Source organism: Natronorubrum tibetense GA33, assembly GCF_000383975.1.
Classification (GTDB): Archaea; Halobacteriota; Halobacteria; order Halobacteriales; family Natrialbaceae; genus Natronorubrum; species Natronorubrum tibetense.
Window position 1 is genome coordinate 2,769,325 of sequence record NZ_KB913017.1, and the last position, 18,555, is coordinate 2,787,879.

Sequence of the window (18,555 nt, forward strand, 5' to 3'; positions counted from 1 at the left end):
CGATCCGGTTCGAATCCAGACAGCGGCGACTGTAGGTGCCACGCTCAGACGACCATGACATCGGAGTCGACGTCCGCGAACGGTGGCAGTCTCGGGGGGGAGCTATCGTATCTGCTGACGCTCTCGAGACCTCGGTTCTGGCTCTATCTGGCGGGACCTGTGCTCGTCGGCGTCGCGTATGCCGCGAGTTCGGTCGACGACCTGTTCGCACCCGCCGCAGTCGCGTTGTTCGCCTACTTCCTCGTGCCGGCGAACGTTTTCCTCTACGGGATCAACGACGTCTACGACCGCGAGATCGATGTCGCGAATCCGAAGAAAGACGAACAGGAGACACGGTATCGGGGCCAACGATTCGTTCCGGCCGCGGTCGTCGGCTGCGTCCTTCTGGGGCTGGCGCTCGTCCCGTTCCTGCCGCGGGCGGCCTGGCCCTGGCTCGCGATCTTTCTCGTCCTCGGGGCGGCCTACAGCGCGCCGCCGGTTCGGTTCAAAACGACGCCGATCCTCGATTCGGTCTCGAACGGGCTCTATATCGCGCCGGGTGCGGCAGCCTACGCCGCCGTCGCGGGGGGTCAGCCACCCCTGCTCGCCGTCCTCGGCGGCTGGCTGTGGGCGATGGGAATGCACACCTTTTCGGCCATTCCCGACATCGAACCCGATCGCGAGACTGGGATTCGGACGACCGCGACGATGCTCGGCGAGTCGCAAACTTACGCCTACTGCGGCGCGTGCTGGCTCGCGAGCGCGCTCGCGTTCGCCGTGCTCGACGTCCGCCTCGGTGCGCTCATGCTGGTCTACCCCGCACTCGTCGCGGCGCTCGTCACCTCGAGCGTCGCCGTCGATCGGGCCTACTGGTGGTTCCCGGCGATCAACACGGTCGTCGGTGCACTCCTGACGATGGGCGGACTCTGGAGGTTAGTCTGAGATGAGCGACGACAGGAGGCTGATCTGAATGGATACATCGAACTCGACGACACGGCCGAGCGAGACCAGAACGCGGATTCAGCGCCGCCTCGAGACCATCATTCGCGAGAATCGGTTTACGATCGCGGTCGTCTTTCCGTTCGTCGGCGCGGTGACGCTGGTCGCCAGCGCAGAGGGACTGATGCCGGAGCCGTTGGCGTACAATCCGCTGTTCATCCTCTTCGGGACGATGGTGATGCGCTCGCCGTTGGTCGTCGGTCTGCTTCCGCGGATCGGCTGGTGGGCGCTCGGCTGTCTGGGCCTGCTGACGGCGTACACGTACGCGATCGAGATCGTCGGGGTGCGAACCGACTGGCCGTACGGCGCGTTCGAGTACACCATCCAACTCGGGCCGATGCTGTTGGGAGAGGTGCCGCTGGCGCTACCGCTGTTTTTCATTCCGCTGGTGTTGAACGCCTATCTGCTCACGCTGCTCGTTCTCGAGGACTGGAGTGCAAATCCGTTCGTCAGAGTTCCGGCGGCTATCGCGGCCGTCGTTGCGATCGACCTCGTGCTCGATCCTGCCGCCGTCGCCATCGGCTTTTGGGCGTTCGTCCCCCCGGGCGTCTACTACGGCGTCCCCGTTTCGAACTACGTCGGCTGGCTGCTCTCGGGCACCGTCGCCGTTCTCCTCGTGGATCTCGCATTCGATCGGGCGTCGCTGCTCGAGCGGGTCCGAAACTGCGAGTTCATTCTCGACGATCTGGTGAGCTTCGTCCTGCTCTGGGGAACGATCAACCTGCTCTACGGCAACTGGCTGGCGGCTGGCGTCGCCGGATTGTTTTGTCTCGGTCTGTTCCGAACGGATCGCTACGACCGCGAGATGATCCGACGCTCGCTCCCCTCGAGCGGCGTCGGGAGCCGTAATTCGTGACGCGAATCCGTTCCTGAAGACCGCTACGGCAGGTGATTCGGTCACCGTCCGTCGATTCTCCAGGCTGAGATCCGGAGAGGGAACATGCTTGCTGTAGGCTTTTGCTCGCGCCGCTACTGGAAAATGTATGGCAACTATCGCACCGGTCGAGTGCCCGCTCTGTCACGACGAGTTGACGCGCGACCAGAACCTCGAGGATCACCTCGTCGCAACGCACTCGAAGCAGACGTTAGGAAGTTCGTCGTCGCCGAAACGAAGGTGGTGGGCGAAGCGGACATCTCGGAGTGACGCCGATCGGGACTCGACGGCGGTCAGACGAAGATGGACGTGAGTGTGCTCCCGAACAGGAACAAGAGGAGCACGGCGGCCAACGTGATCGTCAGCCAGACGCCGAGTCCGATCGCAGTGGTGCGGGCGTTTCGACGGTCGGTAGCGAGCGGATCGTGTGAATCGCCAGTTGACATACGGGAATGACTACGTTCCGAGAGCTCACAACAGGAAATCCACAATATAGTGGGAGTTGATAAGCGGCCGCTCGGCGGCGTCACTGTGTCGGCACGTGACCGCCGTGACCGGAGTCGTGCCGATCGGTATCGAGTGCGGGGACGGCGGAAACGCGTCGGAAGACGGCCTCGGGATCGCGATTCCAGTGCCAGTGCCAGCGGGTCTTCGTGAGACACCACAGCTTTCGAGTCGATGACAGCGCGGGGTCCCGACTGAGGACGTCGTAGTTTTGGGACCGAATAACGGTGTGGTGTTCCGCGTAGAGGACGGCCGCGAGCAACACGGGTAGCTGGCAGTCTTCGGGGAGATACCGAATCCCCGCGACGCCCTCCCGATACAGATCCTCCGTTCGCTTGAGTTCTGCAGCCATCGCGGCGGCGAACGAGTCCGAGTACTCGAGTCGTTCGATCTGTTCCGGTGAGACGCCGTGTGTATCGAGCGTCTCCTGGGGGAGGTAGATCCGATCGCGTTCGAGAATGTCCTCGCGGACGTCCCGCAGGAAATTCGTCATCTGGAATGCCTCGCCGAGTTTGACGGCGTGTGGGAGCGCGGCCGCCCGGTCCTCGGGCTCCATGATCGCAGTCATCATCACGCCGACCGCGGACGCCGACCCTCGCATGTACGACTCGAGATCGGCGTAGCTCTCGTAGCGGTCGGTGTCGATATCCGACTGCATCGCGTCGATGAAGGAGTTGATTTCGGCGTCGGAGATATCGTACTCGCGGCGAAGTTCGCCGAACGCTTCGAGCACGGGACCGTCAGGGTCGGTCTCGCCGAGGGCCTGGGCACGGAGGTCCTCGAGTTCAGCGCGTTGTTCGTCGGGCGGAGTACCGTTCGCATCGTCGACAACCTCGTCTGCGATCCTGAAAAACGCGTAGAGAACGTGTGTGGCGTGGCGAACGCGTTCCGGAAGGAACCGCGTTGCGAGATAGAACGTTTTCCCGGTTTGCCGCTGTATCGCCTTGCCTACGTCGATATGTTCCTGTTGCATTCTCTCCTCATGCCCAACTGACGACTGTGGGGTGTAAAGGGTACGACAGATGCATATAAAACGATTAGCCCTTACTAAGCGGGTCGCCGTCGAACAGTTCGTCGAGGAGCTTTCGCTGCGCCGACCGGAGATGCTGGTGAAACGTGGACCGAGAGATGTCCATCGACTGTGCCAGATCCTCGCCCGAGACGTTCCGCGGCCACTCGAAGTAGTCCGCGTAGTAGGCCTTCCGGAGGGCCGTAAACTGGCGATCGGTAAGCGACGACTCTAGCCGCGCCGTCACGTCCTGTCGCGACCGCGGCGGCCGATCCGTCTCGTGGTAGCTGAGCAGTTCGACGCTGGCCGCGCGCTCCTCGAGCAAATCGTACACCGATCGGGCAGACTGACCGTTCGGAACGTTGACGGTGAGATCGACGACGGGAACGCTCGTCCCGGTTCGATGTGCCGTCTGGTCGGCCGCGTCGCTGGCATCGAATCGGCGAATATCGGCGCCTCGTCCCGAGAGCGTCGTCACGATCGTCTCGTCGACGGCGAGTTCCAGCAGCGCCCCCTCGTCGTACGTCGACAGGATCGTACAGTCGGTTACCCCTTCGAACGCCGCCGCCGGTGGAACGGCATCGATGGGGCGGTCGACGTGGTAGAACGCGAGCGGCGTCCCGTCCCCGTCGTAAGTCAACCCCCGGTAGGTGATCGTCGCCTCGAGTTCGGCCGCGAGTGCCGCCACGAACAGCGACGAGTCCTCGATCGCGATCTCGAGTTCGACGACCGTGTCGGTGGTGAGCATCTGCTGGGTTTCGATTGCGTTCATCGCGGTCGCGATCGTGCCGGCGAGCGAGTCGAGGACGAGTCGCTCTCGTTCCGCGAAGGCGTCTGGCTCCGTCGCGAACAGCACGAGCACGCCGTAGGTAATGTCGCCGTAGGTGAGGGGGAGTGCGGCGAGCGACTGGTACCGCTCGACGCCCGTGGGCCACCAGCGGGCCGCGCCGTCGACCGTCTCGAGATTTTGAATCACCTGCGGCTCTCCCGTCTCGAGCGCCCGAACGGCCGGATGGCTCCTGTCCGACTCGAGACAGAGGTCGTCGTCCTCGAGCGGGACGTCGCCGTCGTGGGACCACTCGTGGGGCGTGAGCTGACTATTTCCGATGTCTGCCCGACCGATCCAGGCGAGGTCGTACGGATCGGTGTCGGTGAGACGCGAACAGACCCGGCGTTCGACTTCGTTGCGTGTCCTCGCACTGAGTGCGGCGGCGGTCACGTCGCGAAGAAGTCCGTCGATTCGGTCGAGGAGGTGTTCGAGCGTGCGGTGTTCCTCGCGAAGCTCCGCTGCCGTTTCCTCGGCGGCGATCTCGGCCAGTTTTCGCTCGGTGATCTCGAGGTGGACGACGGAGACGCGAACCTCGCCGGCCACGGTGAACCGACTGGCTCGCATCATGAACCACTGCTTTCGCTCGGGAGAGTGACACGGATACTCCATCGCAAACGTCTCTTGACCGCCCTCGATGACGGTTTCGATTCCCTCCACAGCACGTTTGGCGTGTTCATCGTCACCTATCTGGGCGGTTGCGATGTAGTTGAGGCCAACGTGGTCGTCTCGGTAATCGTCAGGACCGAACTCGCGCCAGGATCGGTTGGTCAGCAGGATTTCCCCGTCGCTATCGATCACACCGACGATAACCGGGAGCGTCTCGAGGGTCGCGTCGGCGAGTGCCTTCCCGGAGTGCATCGACTAGCGGTTCGTGCTTGAACCACATAACGAAAGTGGGTGACTCGTGTCGAGACCGTGCGACGCTCGCACGTCGTCAGTGCAAAGAGAGGGTGATCTCGTCGTGGTCACACCGTTCCGCTGCGCTTTCGCCCTCTGCAAAGTACGATTGGCCGCGTTCGTACTCCCCATTCCCGAACGCCTCAGCCCCGAGCGCGTAGTACTCAGTCGCATCCTCCAGTGCGTCCATCTGACAGGTCATCTCGATCAGGTCGCTCTGGAACGACACCGGAACGTCGTCCTCACCCTCGTCGAACGTTCGATAGGCCTCCTCGAACCCGTCGGACGACGCCGAAAACGCCGACGAAGCGGCGTCGAACCGGTCCTCCTCGAGCGCGTCGATACCGTCTACGAACGGCTCCATCGCGGCGGCCATCTGTCCGCTTCCCGTGAACAGCACGTCGAACATCTCGAGGAGTCCACTGATCTTCTCGAGCGAGGCTTCCATCTCGACGCGGTCGACCTCGTCGATTCCGTCGAGCGCCTCCGCGTCGATCTCATCGAAGGTCGATCGGGTGATCGTGAGCCGCTCTATCGCGTCGTCGTTGTAGTCGATCGCTTGCTCGGCCGCACTGGCCGCATCGTCCCAGCGGTCGACTTCCAGGTACTGTTCCCACCGTTCGAACTCGTCCATCGCGTCGCCCAATGCGGAAAAGACGGCAACGAAGTCACGGAAGAACTCGACGACGCCCTCGAGCGCCTCGATCGTCTCGCGTTGCTCGGCTGATGCGTCAGCGCGTGCGGCCGACAGATCGTCCGCGGCCGCGTCGAGGTGCGCATCGATCGGTCGGGTCTCGACCTCGTGGGACCCGTCGTCCATCGGATCGTCAGTTTCCTCGAATGCTGTATCGAACTCGTCGCCGGCCGCGTCGAGTTCGGCTTCGGCTGATTCGATCAGGGCGGCTGCCTCGCCGTTGGCCGCGAGTTCGTCGGTTTCGTCGCCCTCGTCCTCGAGATCGTCAGCGTGCTCGTCGCCGTCATCAGTAGCTGTATCCCCACCGTCGCCGGTGCTGCTGTTCGCCTCGTCGTCGTGCTCGTCACTGCTCTTGGGCTCGTCGTCTTCGACCTCAGAACCGTCGTCGCCTGCGGCCCCGTCGTCCGAATCGTCGGTGCCGAGATCCGTCGTACAGCCGGCGAGCGAGAGTGTTCCAGCCGATACACCGACAGCAGCCAGCACCCGTCTCCGATGCATGCACGTATCGTGCGTCTCCGCTCACAAATACGTTCATATCGACTGACGTGTCGAGAGCACTGTCCGATCGATGCCGGCTCAGATGAGCCCGGTTCCCCTGGGACGACCGGAAGTAGCCGTCAACCCGCCGTTCGCGTTCGTCGAACTGATTTCGTTCTCACATCTGAAGTTTAAATACTAGCACGCGGCCACAGTGGACATGGACTGGGAAGCCCCCGCCGACGCCTGGTACGTGTGGGTAGCAGTCGCCATCGTCAGTTTCGCGATGGCCGGCATCGTGCTCGGGCTCCCGACGGCGCCACCGCCGGACGCCGATGGAACGGCGAACGCGATCGAGGAGACGTCCGGTAGTTCCTACGAGGCCGCCTCGACCTACGGCTACGATGCCGACGAGATCAAGATCGACGGGACAACCATCGAACTGCGAAACGAGGAGGGAACGGATCGCTCGAGTCTCAGGTACGAGCAGGTCGTCGTCGTCAACGGCGACGATCGACTCGAGCGACTCGTCTACGGCGAGACGTTCGAGGAGGAGTTCGAGGACGAAATCGACGAGCCGCACGAAGACGCAGCGACGGTGTTCATGGATCGCCTCGCTGCTGCCGAGGAGGACAACGCCGGCGAGTGGCTGACCGCGTCGGAGGAACTAACCGTTCGGCAGGTCGCCGTAGAACCCAACGAGGTCCGTGATATTCACGTTGAAGCCACCGACCACCAGACCGTCGACATCATCACCGACGAGTACACCGTTCCTCGAAAGATCGACGCTTCATTCTCGGGGTTCGGTGACGAAAGTACTGATGTCCACTACACTGTCACCGGAACGTCGATCGTAGAGGAGGAATATGATGGTTCCAGTTCGTTCTGGAGCGAGGTTGCGGATACGTTTTCGGACTGGGTCGACTCGGCACGCTGCTGGTTGAGCGACTGTGAGGACGAGACCGACCCGGAAGACGAACTCAACCCGCTCTACGAGACGGAGCGAGAGTGGACTCATAGGGGAACCAGTACGCAATATGTCCATTTGGATTACGAATATCGTGGGGAAGACGAGGACGTCTGGGTCGGCGACTATCCACTCACCGTCACTGCCGAGTTCGACGGGACTACGTGCAGCGCGACGCTCGATTCCTCGTCGGACGATGCGCATCTCTGTCCGCTCGGTACGGACTCCGAGGAGCGCGCAGACGAACTGAACTGGATCGAACTAAACGACGAGACGGAGAAATACCATGTTACACTCGTCGTCGTCTAAGGGCCAGACGGAGCCGCTCGCGGCACTGGTTGCCATCATCGTCGTGGGGATGGCGATCGTCCTCTACGGCGGGTTCGTTACCGACGTACTCACGGACCGGACCGATCGAACCTCCGACGACGTCGCGATCGATCTCATCTGGGACGACATCTCTCACGATGGCGTCTACTCATCCGATCGCGGTACCGATCTCTCCGATATCGAGATGTCGTCGTTGCCACAGGGACAGAACGTCTACGTCGAGGTGACGATAATCGATGATGACGGCCACGAACGTGTCGTCGACGACGTGCATTTCGACTCGGATGGAACGAGAGCGTCCCCACAGGAGGGCCCACCCGAGGACGGCTCCGGGATCGAGACACAGGTCAGCGAGCGTCCCATCCCCGTCGAGACCGACGTCGCCGGTGACGTTCGTGGCGGAACCCTTCACGTTGAGGTGTGGTCGCCGTGAGAGCCGATCGAGTCGTTCGCACCGAACCGGTGACATCCGACCGCGCCGTCAGTACCGTTCTCGACATCGCCCTGGCGCTGTTGTTGATCACGGCAAGCGTCCTCGTGATCGGGCTTTACCTCAACGACGATGAGGACGGTCTCGAGGCCGATCGGGCCGATCACACCGCCGAAACCCTCAGCGGGTCGACCGTCTCGGTCGTCTACGGTGTCGAGAACGTGACGAACAGCAGTCACTACGACGAACCCGAAGGGATCGAGAGCTACGAGCGAACGATGTACGGCCCAGCGGTCGGCACGATCGCCGAAGCGGCGGTCGTGAACGCGGAATTCGACGGAGCGCAGTTGATTCTGTACGCAGACTCGTTCGGCGAGAGCGTCGCCGCACACGTCGAGAGCCGTCTCGTCGGGGCCACCCACCAGGTCTACGTCACCGCTACCTGGCAGCCCTACGACGAGGCGTCGATCCACGGCAACACTACCGTCGGTAGCCAACCGCCGGTTACCGACGACTTCAGTGCCGTCACCATGACCGCAGACAGCGGCATGCCGACCGTCGACGACGGCGCGTTGGCCGATACCTACGCCAACGAGGGTGCCGACGAGGCCGCCGAACTGATCGCGGCGTCGATCGTCGAGGGCTACTTCCCCACCGAGCGATCGCAACTGGCCCTCGAGCGTCAGAACCTCGATCGGGCAATCAAGTCCACGCACTACCTTCGAATGGCCGACCTCGTTGGCGCCGATCTCGACCGGGACGAGGCTCCGCTGGCTCGATCCGAGGCTCGAGCCGACGACGCCAACGAGGAACTGGTCGACGGTCTTGCCGACCTGATCGCCGACGACCTCCAGTCGGGCCAGACCGGCGACGACCTCGACGAAATCGGTTCCGACGAGGACGAACTGGAGTCGTACTTCGAAGAGACAGTCTCGCCGGGAACCGTCGAACTGGCCGTTTATACGTGGGATCCATGACACGACACCGACCACACACCATCTCGATCGACGACCGAGCACGAGTTCCGTTCGCGATCATCGGCGTCCTGATGCTCGTCAGCAGCATCATGATCGTAGGAGTCCTCGAGTCGCGCGATACGCCCGAAACGAACGTCGATCAGACGCTCGCGATGGAGCAGACCGAATCGGCAGCCCAGAACGAACTCCGTGGTGCGGTCGTCGACGCGACCCATCAGGCTGCGGCCCAGCCGGTGACAACGTCCGAACTGGACGCCCTCGATGGCGATCCGGACGACGTGTTCGAGACGTATCTCAAACTTCTGATCCACCTGCGGGCCGAGCAGGCGCTGCCGAACGCGGGCCAGACGATCGGCGACGCCGAAACGACGGTGTCCATCGACGGCCTCTCAGCCACTCCCAACACCGCAGTCGGCGATGCCGACGAGAGGGTCGACATCGCCCACCCCGATACCGGTACGATCGAGGTCACACTCGAGGAGGTGACGATCACGCTCGAGGACGGCGATCGAGTCATCAGCGAGCGGACGCTCGAGGAGCTTACCGTCACCGTCGGCACGCCGATCTTCGAGCTACAGGAGAAGACCCAGGAGTTCAACGAGAGCCTCAACGAGGGCTTCTTCGAAGGGAGTCCGTCCGATCTCGACAATTTCGCTCACAAGACGGCCGTGCGTCTCTACCCGATGGCGTACTTCAAGTCGGTTATCAATCGCCTGGATTCAGGTACCGGGGATGACCGGGATCCATGGACGTTCGACGAAATCCTCAAACACGATCATACAGAGGTGATGGCGAACGACGCCATCTTCGGCGTCCAGAAAGAGGTGTTCGGCGACGATGCCGTCGATCCGTACGCCGACCGTGTGATGCGTCCTGCGTGGGCGTGTTTTGCCGCAGATATGATGGACGAGATGGTCGGCGACGATGACGACGAAGACGAGTCGTTCGGGTCGTCGGTCTCCGTCTTAGAGGGAAGCGGTGCAACCGTCTCGGTTGACGGCGAGAACCGGGGAACGACGGACGCCTCCGGCGACGTTTCGTTCGAACTGGACGAGCCGGGGTCGTACGATGTCGTGGTCGTGAAAGACGATCACGAGCGCCTCGAGCGGAGTGTGGAGTTCGACGAGACGGACAACCGGACGACGGTCAGTCTCTCCTGGTCGACGGACCGTTCGATCGATATCTACAGTCCGACGGGGGAGCCGATCGAAGACGCTGATGTTCACCTCTGGACGGACGACGGACTCGTCTACGAGGAGGGCGTCGACGGATCGTTCGCCCTCGATGACGGACAGACGGAGTTTACCCTCGAGATCTTCGCCGAAGGCTACGAGGACTACTCAGAGATGGTCGAGGTCGATCAGTCACGTGCCGTGATACTCACGCCGGAAGATGACGCGGCGCTCGACGAGCTCGAATCGGACGCAGGGATATTCGATCATCTCGAGGATCCGGATATCCAGGAGAGTATCTGTGATGAGTACCGGGACTATATCTTCGGTGACAAAGACGGAGATCTCCCGGACGCACCGTCGTTAGCTGAGATCATCGATAGTCTGTTCGGCGATATGGATCCACTGACTGCAGAAGAGGAGATTACGCCGAACGATATGGCGGATATCGCGTACTACGAGCTGATCGGTGTCGACTTGCTGACCGACGAACTGGGCGAACTACCCGGCGCGATGAATCCAGGCGAGATCGACGGCAGTGAGTCGCCGATCGGGTACGACGAGAGCTTTCCCGGCAGTTCCATGGAGGACGAGTACATTGATAGGATATACGATGTCGACGTCGAGCGAACGACGAGCACGTCGCCTTGGTCGCTTCCGACAAACCGGAGCGGGTCACCGGAGAACTACTCGTATGAGTACTCGGAGTACAGCTCCGAGGGGATCGAGGACGTCGACGTCTCGTTGTCCCAAGACTGGCAAACCACTCAGGGCGAGTACTCCGATCGTGACATCCACAGTCTCGATATCAACGTCGAGTTCGAGTATCAGGAGCGATCGGTCTTCGAAAATAGCACGGAAAACGGAAGCGACACGATAACCGAACTCCGATCGCCTGAGACGCAAACGGTCTCGGTCAGTGTCGATATCGACGCCGATCCCGTGGACGACCTCGAGGTCCCCGAGAGTCGGATCCACGACGATTTCGAAGCCGGTGAGGGGTACGACGACCGTGGCGCTATTGCCGGACTTTCGGACCCAGATAACTTCGAACCCGTCGTCGTCGATTCACTGGAAACGTTGCTCAACGTCGGCTCGCTCGATTCGGGAGACGATCTCGAAGACCAGATCGAAGCCGAGATCAACGATTCGATATCGATCAGACACATTCCGGATTCCGACGACTCTCCCGAGGAGGAGGTCGAGAGCACGATCGAAAGCTCGATCAACGGAGCCAGTTCGACGAGCTACGACTTCAGTGATCTCGAGCGCGGATCCGATCTCGACATGGACGAACTCGAGACGTGGCTGAAAGACGACCTTTACGAGATAAACGCGCTCGTCAAGAAAGACGTTGAGCCGGTAACAGAAGAGCGAGTCGAGTTCCTGAGTGGGGACTCGCCGTTCAGGGAGTTGGAAAAAAACGTCTTAGCGTTCGAAGACGAGATCATGGCGACGGGGTCGTACGATAACGTTCCGGACCTGATTCGAATGGCGGTTCGACAGGCCTACTTCGACAGCCTCACCGATCGGATCGAGGAGATGGCAGAGTTCCACGAGGAGACGGTCGAGGACGTCGACGACGCGATGTCCACCGGTGATGGTGCACTCGACGACTCCCTCGGGTTCATTCAGGATATCTTCGCCGGGGATGTCGAGGAACGCAACGGTCATCTCGAGGGATCGGCGCTCATGGAAGAGATGGAGTTTGAAGTCTCCGGGTCACCGACGTATATGGACCTCGAGACGGTCGACAATAGTGAAGTGCCGTCGGTTCGTCCGCCGGGCTCTACGGTGATGGATAACGATATCGCCGGCGAGCACGCGGCGCTCGGAGCCGAATACAACCAGCGGCTTCCGACACCCGGGCTGCCGCTGATTCCGTGGCCACCGGCGCTGTACGTCTTGCAACTTAATAGCTACAATCTCGATCTCGAGGGCGAGTACTCTCGGTTCGAGATCAGTGCGACGGCGGGTGGTCCAGCCAACGGTGAGAGTACGACATACGTTCGCGATCGGATGGATGTTGACATTGATCTCGGAAACGGTAACGAGCGGAAAATCGGCGAGGTCGAACCGATCGAGTTCGACACCTCCCTCGAAATCGTGATCATCATGCCCGGGCTCATGCCGATGCAAACGGGTGCGCCGCCGAATACCGGCGATCCATCGTTCGCAGATCCTGATGAAATCGGGTTCAGTGAGTTATTGGGAGCGATCGAGGATGCTCTCGATGAAGACGAGGCAGCAGCGCTGGGTCCATCTGAAGACAGTACCGAATACGACGATATAGGGCCACAGTGATCTATCAGCTGGAATTAGATTAATTCAGCGAAATTTTCGATGGATGCACAAAAACTCCGTTCTCATGAAACCAGTAGTTCTGTCATGCTAACCGATTTACACACCAACAAATACGACACCCGCGACATAGGAAGTTCCGGCGTCGTCGAGATACGCCCGGCTGATTGAGGGAGCGAAGCTTCCTCTCCGTTTATTATGGGGAGGAGATCACTACTGGTCGTTACGGTTCAAGTGTTACGATAACTTGACCGGTATTACTGTTGATGGTTAGTACGATAGAATCCTCGAGAACCGCATACCCCTCAACCATAGATCCGTGGAGACTTGTCTCTATGTGATCGAGTGTATACGTCGTCCACTGTTCCGCTCCCGTTTCTGGATCGAGAGCATGCAGATGTGTATATCCAAGATCACGCCAGATATAGAGCGTATCATCTGAGACGAATGGTTGAAGCCCATTTGGGCCGTTTTCAATATTTCCAGACTTCCATTCCTCGGGTTCTTCACCGGTATCTAACTCTGTGGCGTACACTGCCGGATAGTTGTATGTCCCTCCAGAATAGACAACTCCGTTTGCAATCGACGGTGGAGCAGTGTTTGCTGGGTGTGTCTCTTCTGTTTTCTCGAACTCAGCCACTGTTTCTGAATTACCTGTTTCTGCATCGATTGCCGTAACACTGGCTGGGTCGTGAGTGTATATTGTTTTGTCCTGTACCATCAACGAAAACCCTGACCGGATATTCCCCGATGGTGAATACGTCATCAGTGACTCATCTTCGAAGACATCGAAGGCCAACGCCTCGTAATCGTTTCCGTTGTTCGTACGCCGGATTACAAAGAGTGTTCCATCGTCTCCAACCGCGATATCTTCTGTTCCACTGGCTTCGTTCTCCCAGATAATGTCCTCGTCGTCGGTATCAATCGCGTACAGCTCTCCGTCGTTGTTGACGTACACGATCCCGTCGAAGACTCGAATGTCACCAGCGTACAACGACCCGAGTTCGATGGACCACAACTCCTCGCCTTCGTCCGGGTCAATCGCGTAGAGTTTGTCGGTGAGGAAATACACGGCGTCGTCGGTCACTGCTGGTGTCGTCGGATCCCATTGGGGGTTCGACGGTGCTCGTGGCGGTAGTTCGGCCTCAAACGTCCACTCGATTTCGCCGCTCGCTAGATCGACTGCGTGCAGCGTTGGGGTTTCGTCGGCGACGACAATTAGTCCGTGATCGACGACGGGAGCCGACAACGTCACATCTTCTACTTCGGTCGTCCAACGTTCCTCGAGGGGGCCATCGGGACCGCTCCGATCGTCGGCGACCATCTGATTGTCGGCGGTAAACCGGTCCATTGGCCACGAACCGCTCGCTGTTTCAGTGGACTCGCCGTTGTCAGTTTCCTCCGTCTCGTCGTCTTCATCGTCACCATTGCCGGTCTCCGACTCGTCGTCACTGCTCATACAGCCGGCAAGTGTTGACAGACCCACCGTTGCACCGCCACAGACGGCGAGCCACTGTCGGCGTGTTCGATTCGATCGCTCTTCCATCTTATACGAACTATCTGAACCAATCAACTAAATATGTTCTCACACGGAGATATTGTCTTCAAAACGTATGCTATGGTCGAAGACGGAGCGGTCATCTCGAAGGATCGGCACTCATGGACGAGATGGAGTTCGACGTCTCCGGGTCGCCGAGAATCTGGGCCTCGAGACGCTCGACGAGCGAGACGGACGATGAGCGGACGGGCAACCGTTACTCGAGCAACTCGTCGCGCAACATCGGGATGAACGTCCCGATGTCGGTCACCATACCGATGGCCTGTGCGCTGCCGCGGTCGAGCAGTTGGGTGACGGTTGCGGGATTGATGTCGACGCAGACGGTTTTGGTGGTCGAAGGGAGGCAGTTCCCGACGGCGACGGAGTGCAACAGCGTCGAGAGCATAAGCACGAGATCGGCCTCCTGGGCCTGCTCGCGGATCGCGTCCTGGGCCTCGAGCGAGTCGGTGATCGTGTCCGGCAGCGGCCCGTCGTCGCGGATCGAGCCCGCGAGGACGTAGGGAACCTCGTTTTCGATACACTCGTACATCACGCCCTCGTCGATGATCCCGTCGTCGACGGCGGCTTCGATCCCGCCGAGGCGGGCGATTTCGCTGATCGTGTAGATGTGGTGTTTGTGGCCCTTTCGCGGGTGCTCTAAACTCTCCGTGTCGACGCCCAGCGACGTGCCGTAGAGGTCCCTCTCCAAGTCGTGGACGGCAAAGCCGTTCCCGGCGCTCAGGCCGTCGATGTAGCCCGCACGGACGATGTCGGCCAGCGCGTTCCGCCCTCCGGAGTGGACGATCGCCGGGCCGCAGACGACGAGCACGTTGCCGTCGTTCTCGCGTACCTCTCGCATCTCGTTGGCGATCTCCTCGATCAGCGACGCGGAGGGGCGTTCGCTCGAGACCCCGCCCTGCATGAACCCAAAGGAGCCGCCGCCGTTCCGGGGCCGTTCGGGCGGTTCGACGCGAATACCCGTCTCGCCGGTGACGACGAGGTCGCCCTCCTCGACGGCGTTGAGGACTTTCGTGTACACGCGCGTGCCGTCATCGCTTTCTCCGTCGTCGGCATCGTCGCCGTCGCCGACTTCCTGTGGGTACTCCGGACCCGCTCGTTCGACGATCAACGCACAGTCCATCTCGACGTCCTCGACCTCGACGTACTCGCCGTCGACGCGGACGTAGGTCGGGTGGTTCGTCGTCGAGTAGAACTCGACCGGGACGACCCCGTCCTCGGGGGCCGCCTCGAGCGTCGCGTCCCGCGGATCGGCCACGGTCGCGCCCTGTTGGTTGAGTTCGTGGAGGATGGCCCGAAGTTCCTCCTCGGTCTCGGCCATCACCCGCATCCGGCAGTACGTCTCGGCGTGCTTGTGGCGGCCGACCTCGAACTCCTCGACCTCGAACTCGCCGCCCATATCCATCACGACCCCGAAACACATGCCCATCGTCCCCGAGTCGATGATGTGCCCCTCGAGTTCGACGGTTCGCGCAACTGTCATCGGTGATGGGTTGGCGACCAGGGACCGTGAATGTGTGCGTTGTGGGCCGACGAGCCAGCGATTCGGCGTCGGTCACTGATCGTTGTCGGATGGGATCGTCGGTGGACGATTCCTTTTGGTTACCGACTGCCTATTGTGAGTGGCAATCACGGATTCCCACACGCAGCGCTGATTGTCGATATCGGCTTCGCATCGTTATCCCTCGAGTGACTGATATTCCCCACAGAACGCTTGAAGCGGTATTTCAGGGAGGTTGATAGCTGCGCCAACACTTTTGTACGTTTCCGACGACAGCAAGCACAACGTGTCGAACCATACTCCTACCCCCACGACCGTCGAGCTCTGGATCCGATCGTTTACGCCCACCAGCGCGGGACCCACCCAAAAACGCGCCCTCGAGCGACTCGAGGAACTCGAGTCGAGCGACCCGATCGAGTCGGTCGAGGTCGGCGTCTGGGGCAAAGAAATCGAACAGACGGACCACGCCTTTCGGATCCCACAGCTCCAGCGAATCGAAACGCGCCTCGAAGCGTTCGAGCGGTGGGCGGCTTCCACCGGCCGACAGCTCGATCCGTTCTTCCGGAACGCACATATCGAGTCGACGATAACCGGGAACTCTCACGATGTCTGGCGGCTCCCGACGGTCGCGCTTGCGGAGTTCGACGAGGACGGCGAACTGCTTCACGTTGCGCCGTGTCAGGCCGGCGAGCGAACGATCGACGTCTTCGACCGGTTCGAAGCGCTCCTCGAGCGTACGGACCGGAATTTGACCGTCGACGGTGATCGCCGACGGGACGAGGTGACGACCGACCGACCGTCCGGCCACACTGTCAGCTACGGACGGGGCCGTATCGAACCGTTCTCACCGAGCTCCGACTGACGACTGTCGATCGACCGTGGGGGGTCGTTCGTTCTCCAGCGTCCACTCGCTCTCGAGCCGACTCTGAAATACTGCACCTACAGTACGGCTATCGGAACGTTCACTACCGTCGTGGACAATTACTATGCCATTACATAGCATACACCGCGTATGGTGAGCGAATCAGTCACGTTCGGTCCGTCACGGTGTCGAAACTGCGGCTTCGAAGCCCCCGGCGGTGACGATGCCTGGCGTCGGATCGATGTCCCGAAGCTGGGTCGAATGACTCAGTGTCCCGACTGCGAGAGCACGGACGTTATCACGAGCCGATAAAGACGCCGTTGGACGGGCGGGAACGAATGCGGACAGACTCTTGAGTCTCTCGCCCGTAGGATGCGTATGGAACACGACGCTGACGAGCAATCCCGAGACCGCCAGTCCGACGCCGACCTCCCATCGAGCGACGCCGAGTGGCGAGCGGAACTGAGCGAGGAACAGTACCGAATCCTGCGCGAGGCCGGGACCGAAGCCCCGTTCAGCGGCGAGTACGTCGACCACAAGGACGACGGCAGCTACACCTGTGCCGGCTGCGGGACCGAGCTGTTCGACTCGGAGACGAAGTTCGAATCCGGCTGCGGCTGGCCGAGTTTCTACGACGCCGACGACGACATCGTCGAGACCCGACCGGACAACAGCCACGGGATGCAACGCACCGAGGTCCTCTGTGCGAACTGCGGCGGTCACCTCGGTCACGTCTTCGAGGACGGTCCCGAACCCACCGGAAAACGCTACTGTATCAACTCCGCGGCACTCGAGTTCGACGACGAGTAGTTGATCGACGATCGGTTCTCTGGAACTGGTGCTTAGTGGTTGGGCTTACTTGTCGGTCACGTGATCGGCGTGAATGCGATAAAATAAGCGTTCTGCCGTCGCTGGCGGTGGTGAGTGCCACGTCCTCCCCAACCGATTCGCTCGCGCCAGAAGCGCTCATTCATCCAAAGGAAGACGCTCCGCGTCTTCCACGCAGTCGCTCGTCGCACTCACGACGACCTCTGCCGAGGAGTTGCGACAGGGGGTCACCGTCGAGGACGTCCAGGGCGACCAGGACGTCCAATCCGAGGATCAGGAGCCGATCATCGGCGAGGTTGCGACGATCTGCGGCGACGAACCCGACGGACCGGAGGTCGAACTCAAAAACGGTGTCGTCGGTCACGTGCAGTCGATCCGTCCCGACGAATAACACCTCCCCTCGCTCGTTTTCACCGCTTCAGTGCCGCGCCGAGACGCGCTCTGACCCGCCTGCCGGCCCAATCGATATCCGGCGCGCCGTCGATATCGAACCATGGCCGACTCGAGTCTCTCCTCACTTGTCCGAGATGTCGCCGCGGTCGCTCGCGAACGACAGATCAGCGTCAAGTCCGCGGGGCTGGCCTACCACGGGTTCAATACGCTGGTCCCGCTGGTCATCCTGGCCCTCGTCGCCGTGACGCTCGCCGACGCATTCGAGCCCTTGGTGACCGCACTGGAGTCGGCGGCGGGTCTCGAGGGCGTCGTGACGGACGAGGGTCTCGAGGAAATGGCCGGCAGCGGGGCCGACCGGATGCGAGCGGCGTTGCTCGCGTTGATTATTTTGCTGTGGAGCGCAGTCCGGCTGTTTCAGGCAGTCAACAGCGCGTTTACGGACGTCTACGGCTCCCGGAAGCGCGAATCGTACGTTAACACGGCCGCGACGGTGACGCTCGTGACGGCGCTCAACGTCGTGTTCGTGACGGCGACGCTCGCGATCGGTGTGGCGCTGGTCAGCGTCGTCGGAATCAGCTTCTCGATACTGGTTGGGGGTGTCCTGGCGACGGCCGCTAGCGCCGTAGTCCTTGCGGGCCTCTTGCTGGCAGTCTTTCTCCCGATGTACTACTTCTTCCCCCAGCCCGACGTCTCGGTCGGCGAGGTCCTACCGGGAACGGCGTTCGCCGCCCTCTCGTGGACCGTCCTGGCGGTCAGCTTCAGAATCTACGTCGCGACCTCCGAGAGCATCGCACTCTTCGGTATCGCCGGCGCGATCCTGATCATCCTGACGTGGGTCTACCTCGGCGGGCTCTGTCTCCTGCTGGGAGCCGTCCTCAACGCCGTCCTCGCGGACCACGTCGACCCCGAAGACGGGTGGGTTCCGATGCGAGAAGTGTGGCAGAAGTACGCCTGATGGACCATTCGTTTGGCGAATC

16 protein-coding genes and 1 pseudogene are annotated in these 18,555 nt (G+C 61.2%); 11 read left to right on the forward strand and 6 right to left on the reverse strand.

The features are described from left to right. The first annotated feature begins 54 nt into the window (after positions 1-54). Both NATTI_RS0114435 and cruF read left to right on the forward strand, forming a co-directional pair. Positions 55-921 carry a prenyltransferase gene (locus tag NATTI_RS0114435; protein WP_006090180.1) on the forward strand — a complete coding sequence of 289 codons (867 nt, stop codon included), beginning with the start codon at positions 55-57 and terminating at the stop codon, positions 919-921. A 28-nt stretch (positions 922-949) separates the two neighbouring features. Further along, positions 950-1,834: a bisanhydrobacterioruberin hydratase gene (cruF, locus tag NATTI_RS0114440; RefSeq protein WP_006090181.1), complete on the forward strand. Its 885-nt coding sequence runs from the start codon at positions 950-952 to the stop codon at positions 1,832-1,834. 311 nt (positions 1,835-2,145) lie between these two features. Here the strand turns inward: cruF and NATTI_RS26570 are convergent, their stop codons facing one another. The 4 genes from NATTI_RS26570 to NATTI_RS0114460 form a co-directional block, all read right to left on the reverse strand. Next, positions 2,146-2,298, reverse strand: coding sequence for a hypothetical protein (locus NATTI_RS26570; RefSeq protein WP_006090183.1), 153 nt, complete (start codon positions 2,296-2,298; stop codon positions 2,146-2,148). 80 nt (positions 2,299-2,378) lie between these two features. Beyond that, positions 2,379-3,329 (reverse strand): phytoene/squalene synthase family protein, encoded by a 951-nt coding sequence (locus NATTI_RS0114450; protein WP_006090184.1) that lies wholly within the window; start codon positions 3,327-3,329, stop codon positions 2,379-2,381. A 64-nt stretch (positions 3,330-3,393) separates the two neighbouring features. Next, positions 3,394-5,052: a bacterio-opsin activator domain-containing protein gene (locus NATTI_RS0114455; protein WP_006090186.1), complete on the reverse strand. Its 1,659-nt coding sequence runs from the start codon at positions 5,050-5,052 to the stop codon at positions 3,394-3,396. Positions 5,053-5,128: 76 nt separating this feature from the next. Next, a complete protein-coding gene (locus NATTI_RS0114460) occupies positions 5,129-6,283 on the reverse strand; it encodes a DNA polymerase V family protein (protein ID WP_241434327.1) in 1,155 nt (384 codons plus the stop codon). A gap of 199 nt (positions 6,284-6,482) precedes the next feature. Between NATTI_RS0114460 and NATTI_RS0114470 the strand changes: the two genes are divergently transcribed. From NATTI_RS0114470 to NATTI_RS0114485, 4 genes are read left to right on the forward strand one after another with little or no spacing between them, the layout of a single operon-like run. Continuing rightward, entirely contained in the window at positions 6,483-7,538 is a 1,056-nt protein-coding gene (locus tag NATTI_RS0114470; RefSeq protein ID WP_006090190.1) for a DUF7283 family protein, read from the forward strand. Beyond that, entirely contained in the window at positions 7,516-7,992 is a 477-nt protein-coding gene (locus tag NATTI_RS0114475) for a DUF7285 family protein (RefSeq protein WP_006090191.1), read from the forward strand. Before NATTI_RS0114470 ends, NATTI_RS0114475 begins: the two co-directional genes overlap by 23 nt. After that, a complete protein-coding gene (locus NATTI_RS0114480) occupies positions 7,989-8,966 on the forward strand; it encodes a DUF7284 family protein (protein WP_241434328.1) in 978 nt (325 codons plus the stop codon). Before NATTI_RS0114475 ends, NATTI_RS0114480 begins: the two co-directional genes overlap by 4 nt. Beyond that, positions 8,963-12,442 (forward strand): carboxypeptidase-like regulatory domain-containing protein, encoded by a 3,480-nt coding sequence (locus NATTI_RS0114485; RefSeq protein ID WP_019991906.1) that lies wholly within the window; start codon positions 8,963-8,965, stop codon positions 12,440-12,442. The genes NATTI_RS0114480 and NATTI_RS0114485 overlap by 4 nt, the downstream gene beginning before the upstream one ends. A 220-nt stretch (positions 12,443-12,662) precedes the next feature. Here NATTI_RS0114485 and NATTI_RS0114490 read toward each other — a convergent pair whose 3' ends face one another. Both NATTI_RS0114490 and NATTI_RS0114500 read right to left on the reverse strand, forming a co-directional pair. After that, positions 12,663-13,985 (reverse strand): PQQ-binding-like beta-propeller repeat protein, encoded by a 1,323-nt coding sequence (locus NATTI_RS0114490; RefSeq protein ID WP_006090197.1) that lies wholly within the window; start codon positions 13,983-13,985, stop codon positions 12,663-12,665. 208 nt (positions 13,986-14,193) lie between these two features. After that, complete coding sequence (locus NATTI_RS0114500) at positions 14,194-15,477, reverse strand: ornithine cyclodeaminase (RefSeq protein WP_006090199.1); 1,284 nt, start codon at positions 15,475-15,477, stop codon at positions 14,194-14,196. 304 nt (positions 15,478-15,781) lie between these two features. Between NATTI_RS0114500 and NATTI_RS0114505 the strand changes: the two genes are divergently transcribed. The 5 genes and pseudogenes from NATTI_RS0114505 to NATTI_RS0114525 all read left to right on the forward strand — a co-directional run bounded on the left by NATTI_RS0114505 (position 15,782) and on the right by NATTI_RS0114525 (position 18,533). After that, the gene (locus NATTI_RS0114505) at positions 15,782-16,357 is read left to right on the forward strand and encodes an HTH domain-containing protein (RefSeq protein WP_027119174.1); all 576 of its coding nucleotides are present in this window, start codon (positions 15,782-15,784) and stop codon (positions 16,355-16,357) included. Between the two features lie 150 nt (positions 16,358-16,507). After that, complete coding sequence (locus NATTI_RS26575; RefSeq protein ID WP_006090202.1) at positions 16,508-16,669, forward strand: hypothetical protein; 162 nt, start codon at positions 16,508-16,510, stop codon at positions 16,667-16,669. A 66-nt stretch (positions 16,670-16,735) separates the two neighbouring features. Beyond that, positions 16,736-17,167 carry a peptide-methionine (R)-S-oxide reductase MsrB gene (gene msrB, locus NATTI_RS0114515; RefSeq protein ID WP_006090204.1) on the forward strand — a complete coding sequence of 144 codons (432 nt, stop codon included), beginning with the start codon at positions 16,736-16,738 and terminating at the stop codon, positions 17,165-17,167. Between the two features lie 220 nt (positions 17,168-17,387). Further along, positions 17,388-17,576, forward strand: a pseudogene (locus NATTI_RS25430) (DUF2196 domain-containing protein); the annotation flags it as partial. Between the two features lie 102 nt (positions 17,577-17,678). Continuing rightward, positions 17,679-18,533, forward strand: a complete 855-nt coding sequence (locus tag NATTI_RS0114525; RefSeq protein WP_006090207.1) for a YihY/virulence factor BrkB family protein — start codon at positions 17,679-17,681, stop codon at positions 18,531-18,533. Positions 18,534-18,555 lie beyond the last annotated feature (22 nt).

What these genes read in the sequence shown, in the direction of transcription:
- NATTI_RS0114435 (WP_006090180.1), top strand. Translation starts at nt 55, where the DNA reads ATGACATCGGAGTCGACGTCCGCGAACGGTGGCAGTCTCGGGGGGGAG.
- cruF (WP_006090181.1), top strand. Translation starts at nt 950, where the DNA reads ATGGATACATCGAACTCGACGACACGGCCGAGCGAGACCAGAACGCGG.
- NATTI_RS26570 (WP_006090183.1), bottom strand. Translation starts at nt 2,298, where the DNA reads ATGTCAACTGGCGATTCACACGATCCGCTCGCTACCGACCGTCGAAAC.
- NATTI_RS0114450 (WP_006090184.1), bottom strand. Translation starts at nt 3,329, where the DNA reads ATGCAACAGGAACATATCGACGTAGGCAAGGCGATACAGCGGCAAACC.
- NATTI_RS0114455 (WP_006090186.1), bottom strand. Translation starts at nt 5,052, where the DNA reads ATGCACTCCGGGAAGGCACTCGCCGACGCGACCCTCGAGACGCTCCCG.
- NATTI_RS0114460 (WP_241434327.1), bottom strand. Translation starts at nt 6,283, where the DNA reads ATGCATCGGAGACGGGTGCTGGCTGCTGTCGGTGTATCGGCTGGAACA.
- NATTI_RS0114470 (WP_006090190.1), top strand. Translation starts at nt 6,483, where the DNA reads ATGGACTGGGAAGCCCCCGCCGACGCCTGGTACGTGTGGGTAGCAGTC.
- NATTI_RS0114475 (WP_006090191.1), top strand. Translation starts at nt 7,516, where the DNA reads ATGTTACACTCGTCGTCGTCTAAGGGCCAGACGGAGCCGCTCGCGGCA.
- NATTI_RS0114485 (WP_019991906.1), top strand. Translation starts at nt 8,963, where the DNA reads ATGACACGACACCGACCACACACCATCTCGATCGACGACCGAGCACGA.
- NATTI_RS0114490 (WP_006090197.1), bottom strand. Translation starts at nt 13,985, where the DNA reads ATGGAAGAGCGATCGAATCGAACACGCCGACAGTGGCTCGCCGTCTGT.
- NATTI_RS0114500 (WP_006090199.1), bottom strand. Translation starts at nt 15,477, where the DNA reads ATGACAGTTGCGCGAACCGTCGAACTCGAGGGGCACATCATCGACTCG.
- NATTI_RS26575 (WP_006090202.1), top strand. Translation starts at nt 16,508, where the DNA reads ATGGTGAGCGAATCAGTCACGTTCGGTCCGTCACGGTGTCGAAACTGC.
- msrB (WP_006090204.1), top strand. Translation starts at nt 16,736, where the DNA reads ATGGAACACGACGCTGACGAGCAATCCCGAGACCGCCAGTCCGACGCC.
- NATTI_RS0114525 (WP_006090207.1), top strand. Translation starts at nt 17,679, where the DNA reads ATGGCCGACTCGAGTCTCTCCTCACTTGTCCGAGATGTCGCCGCGGTC.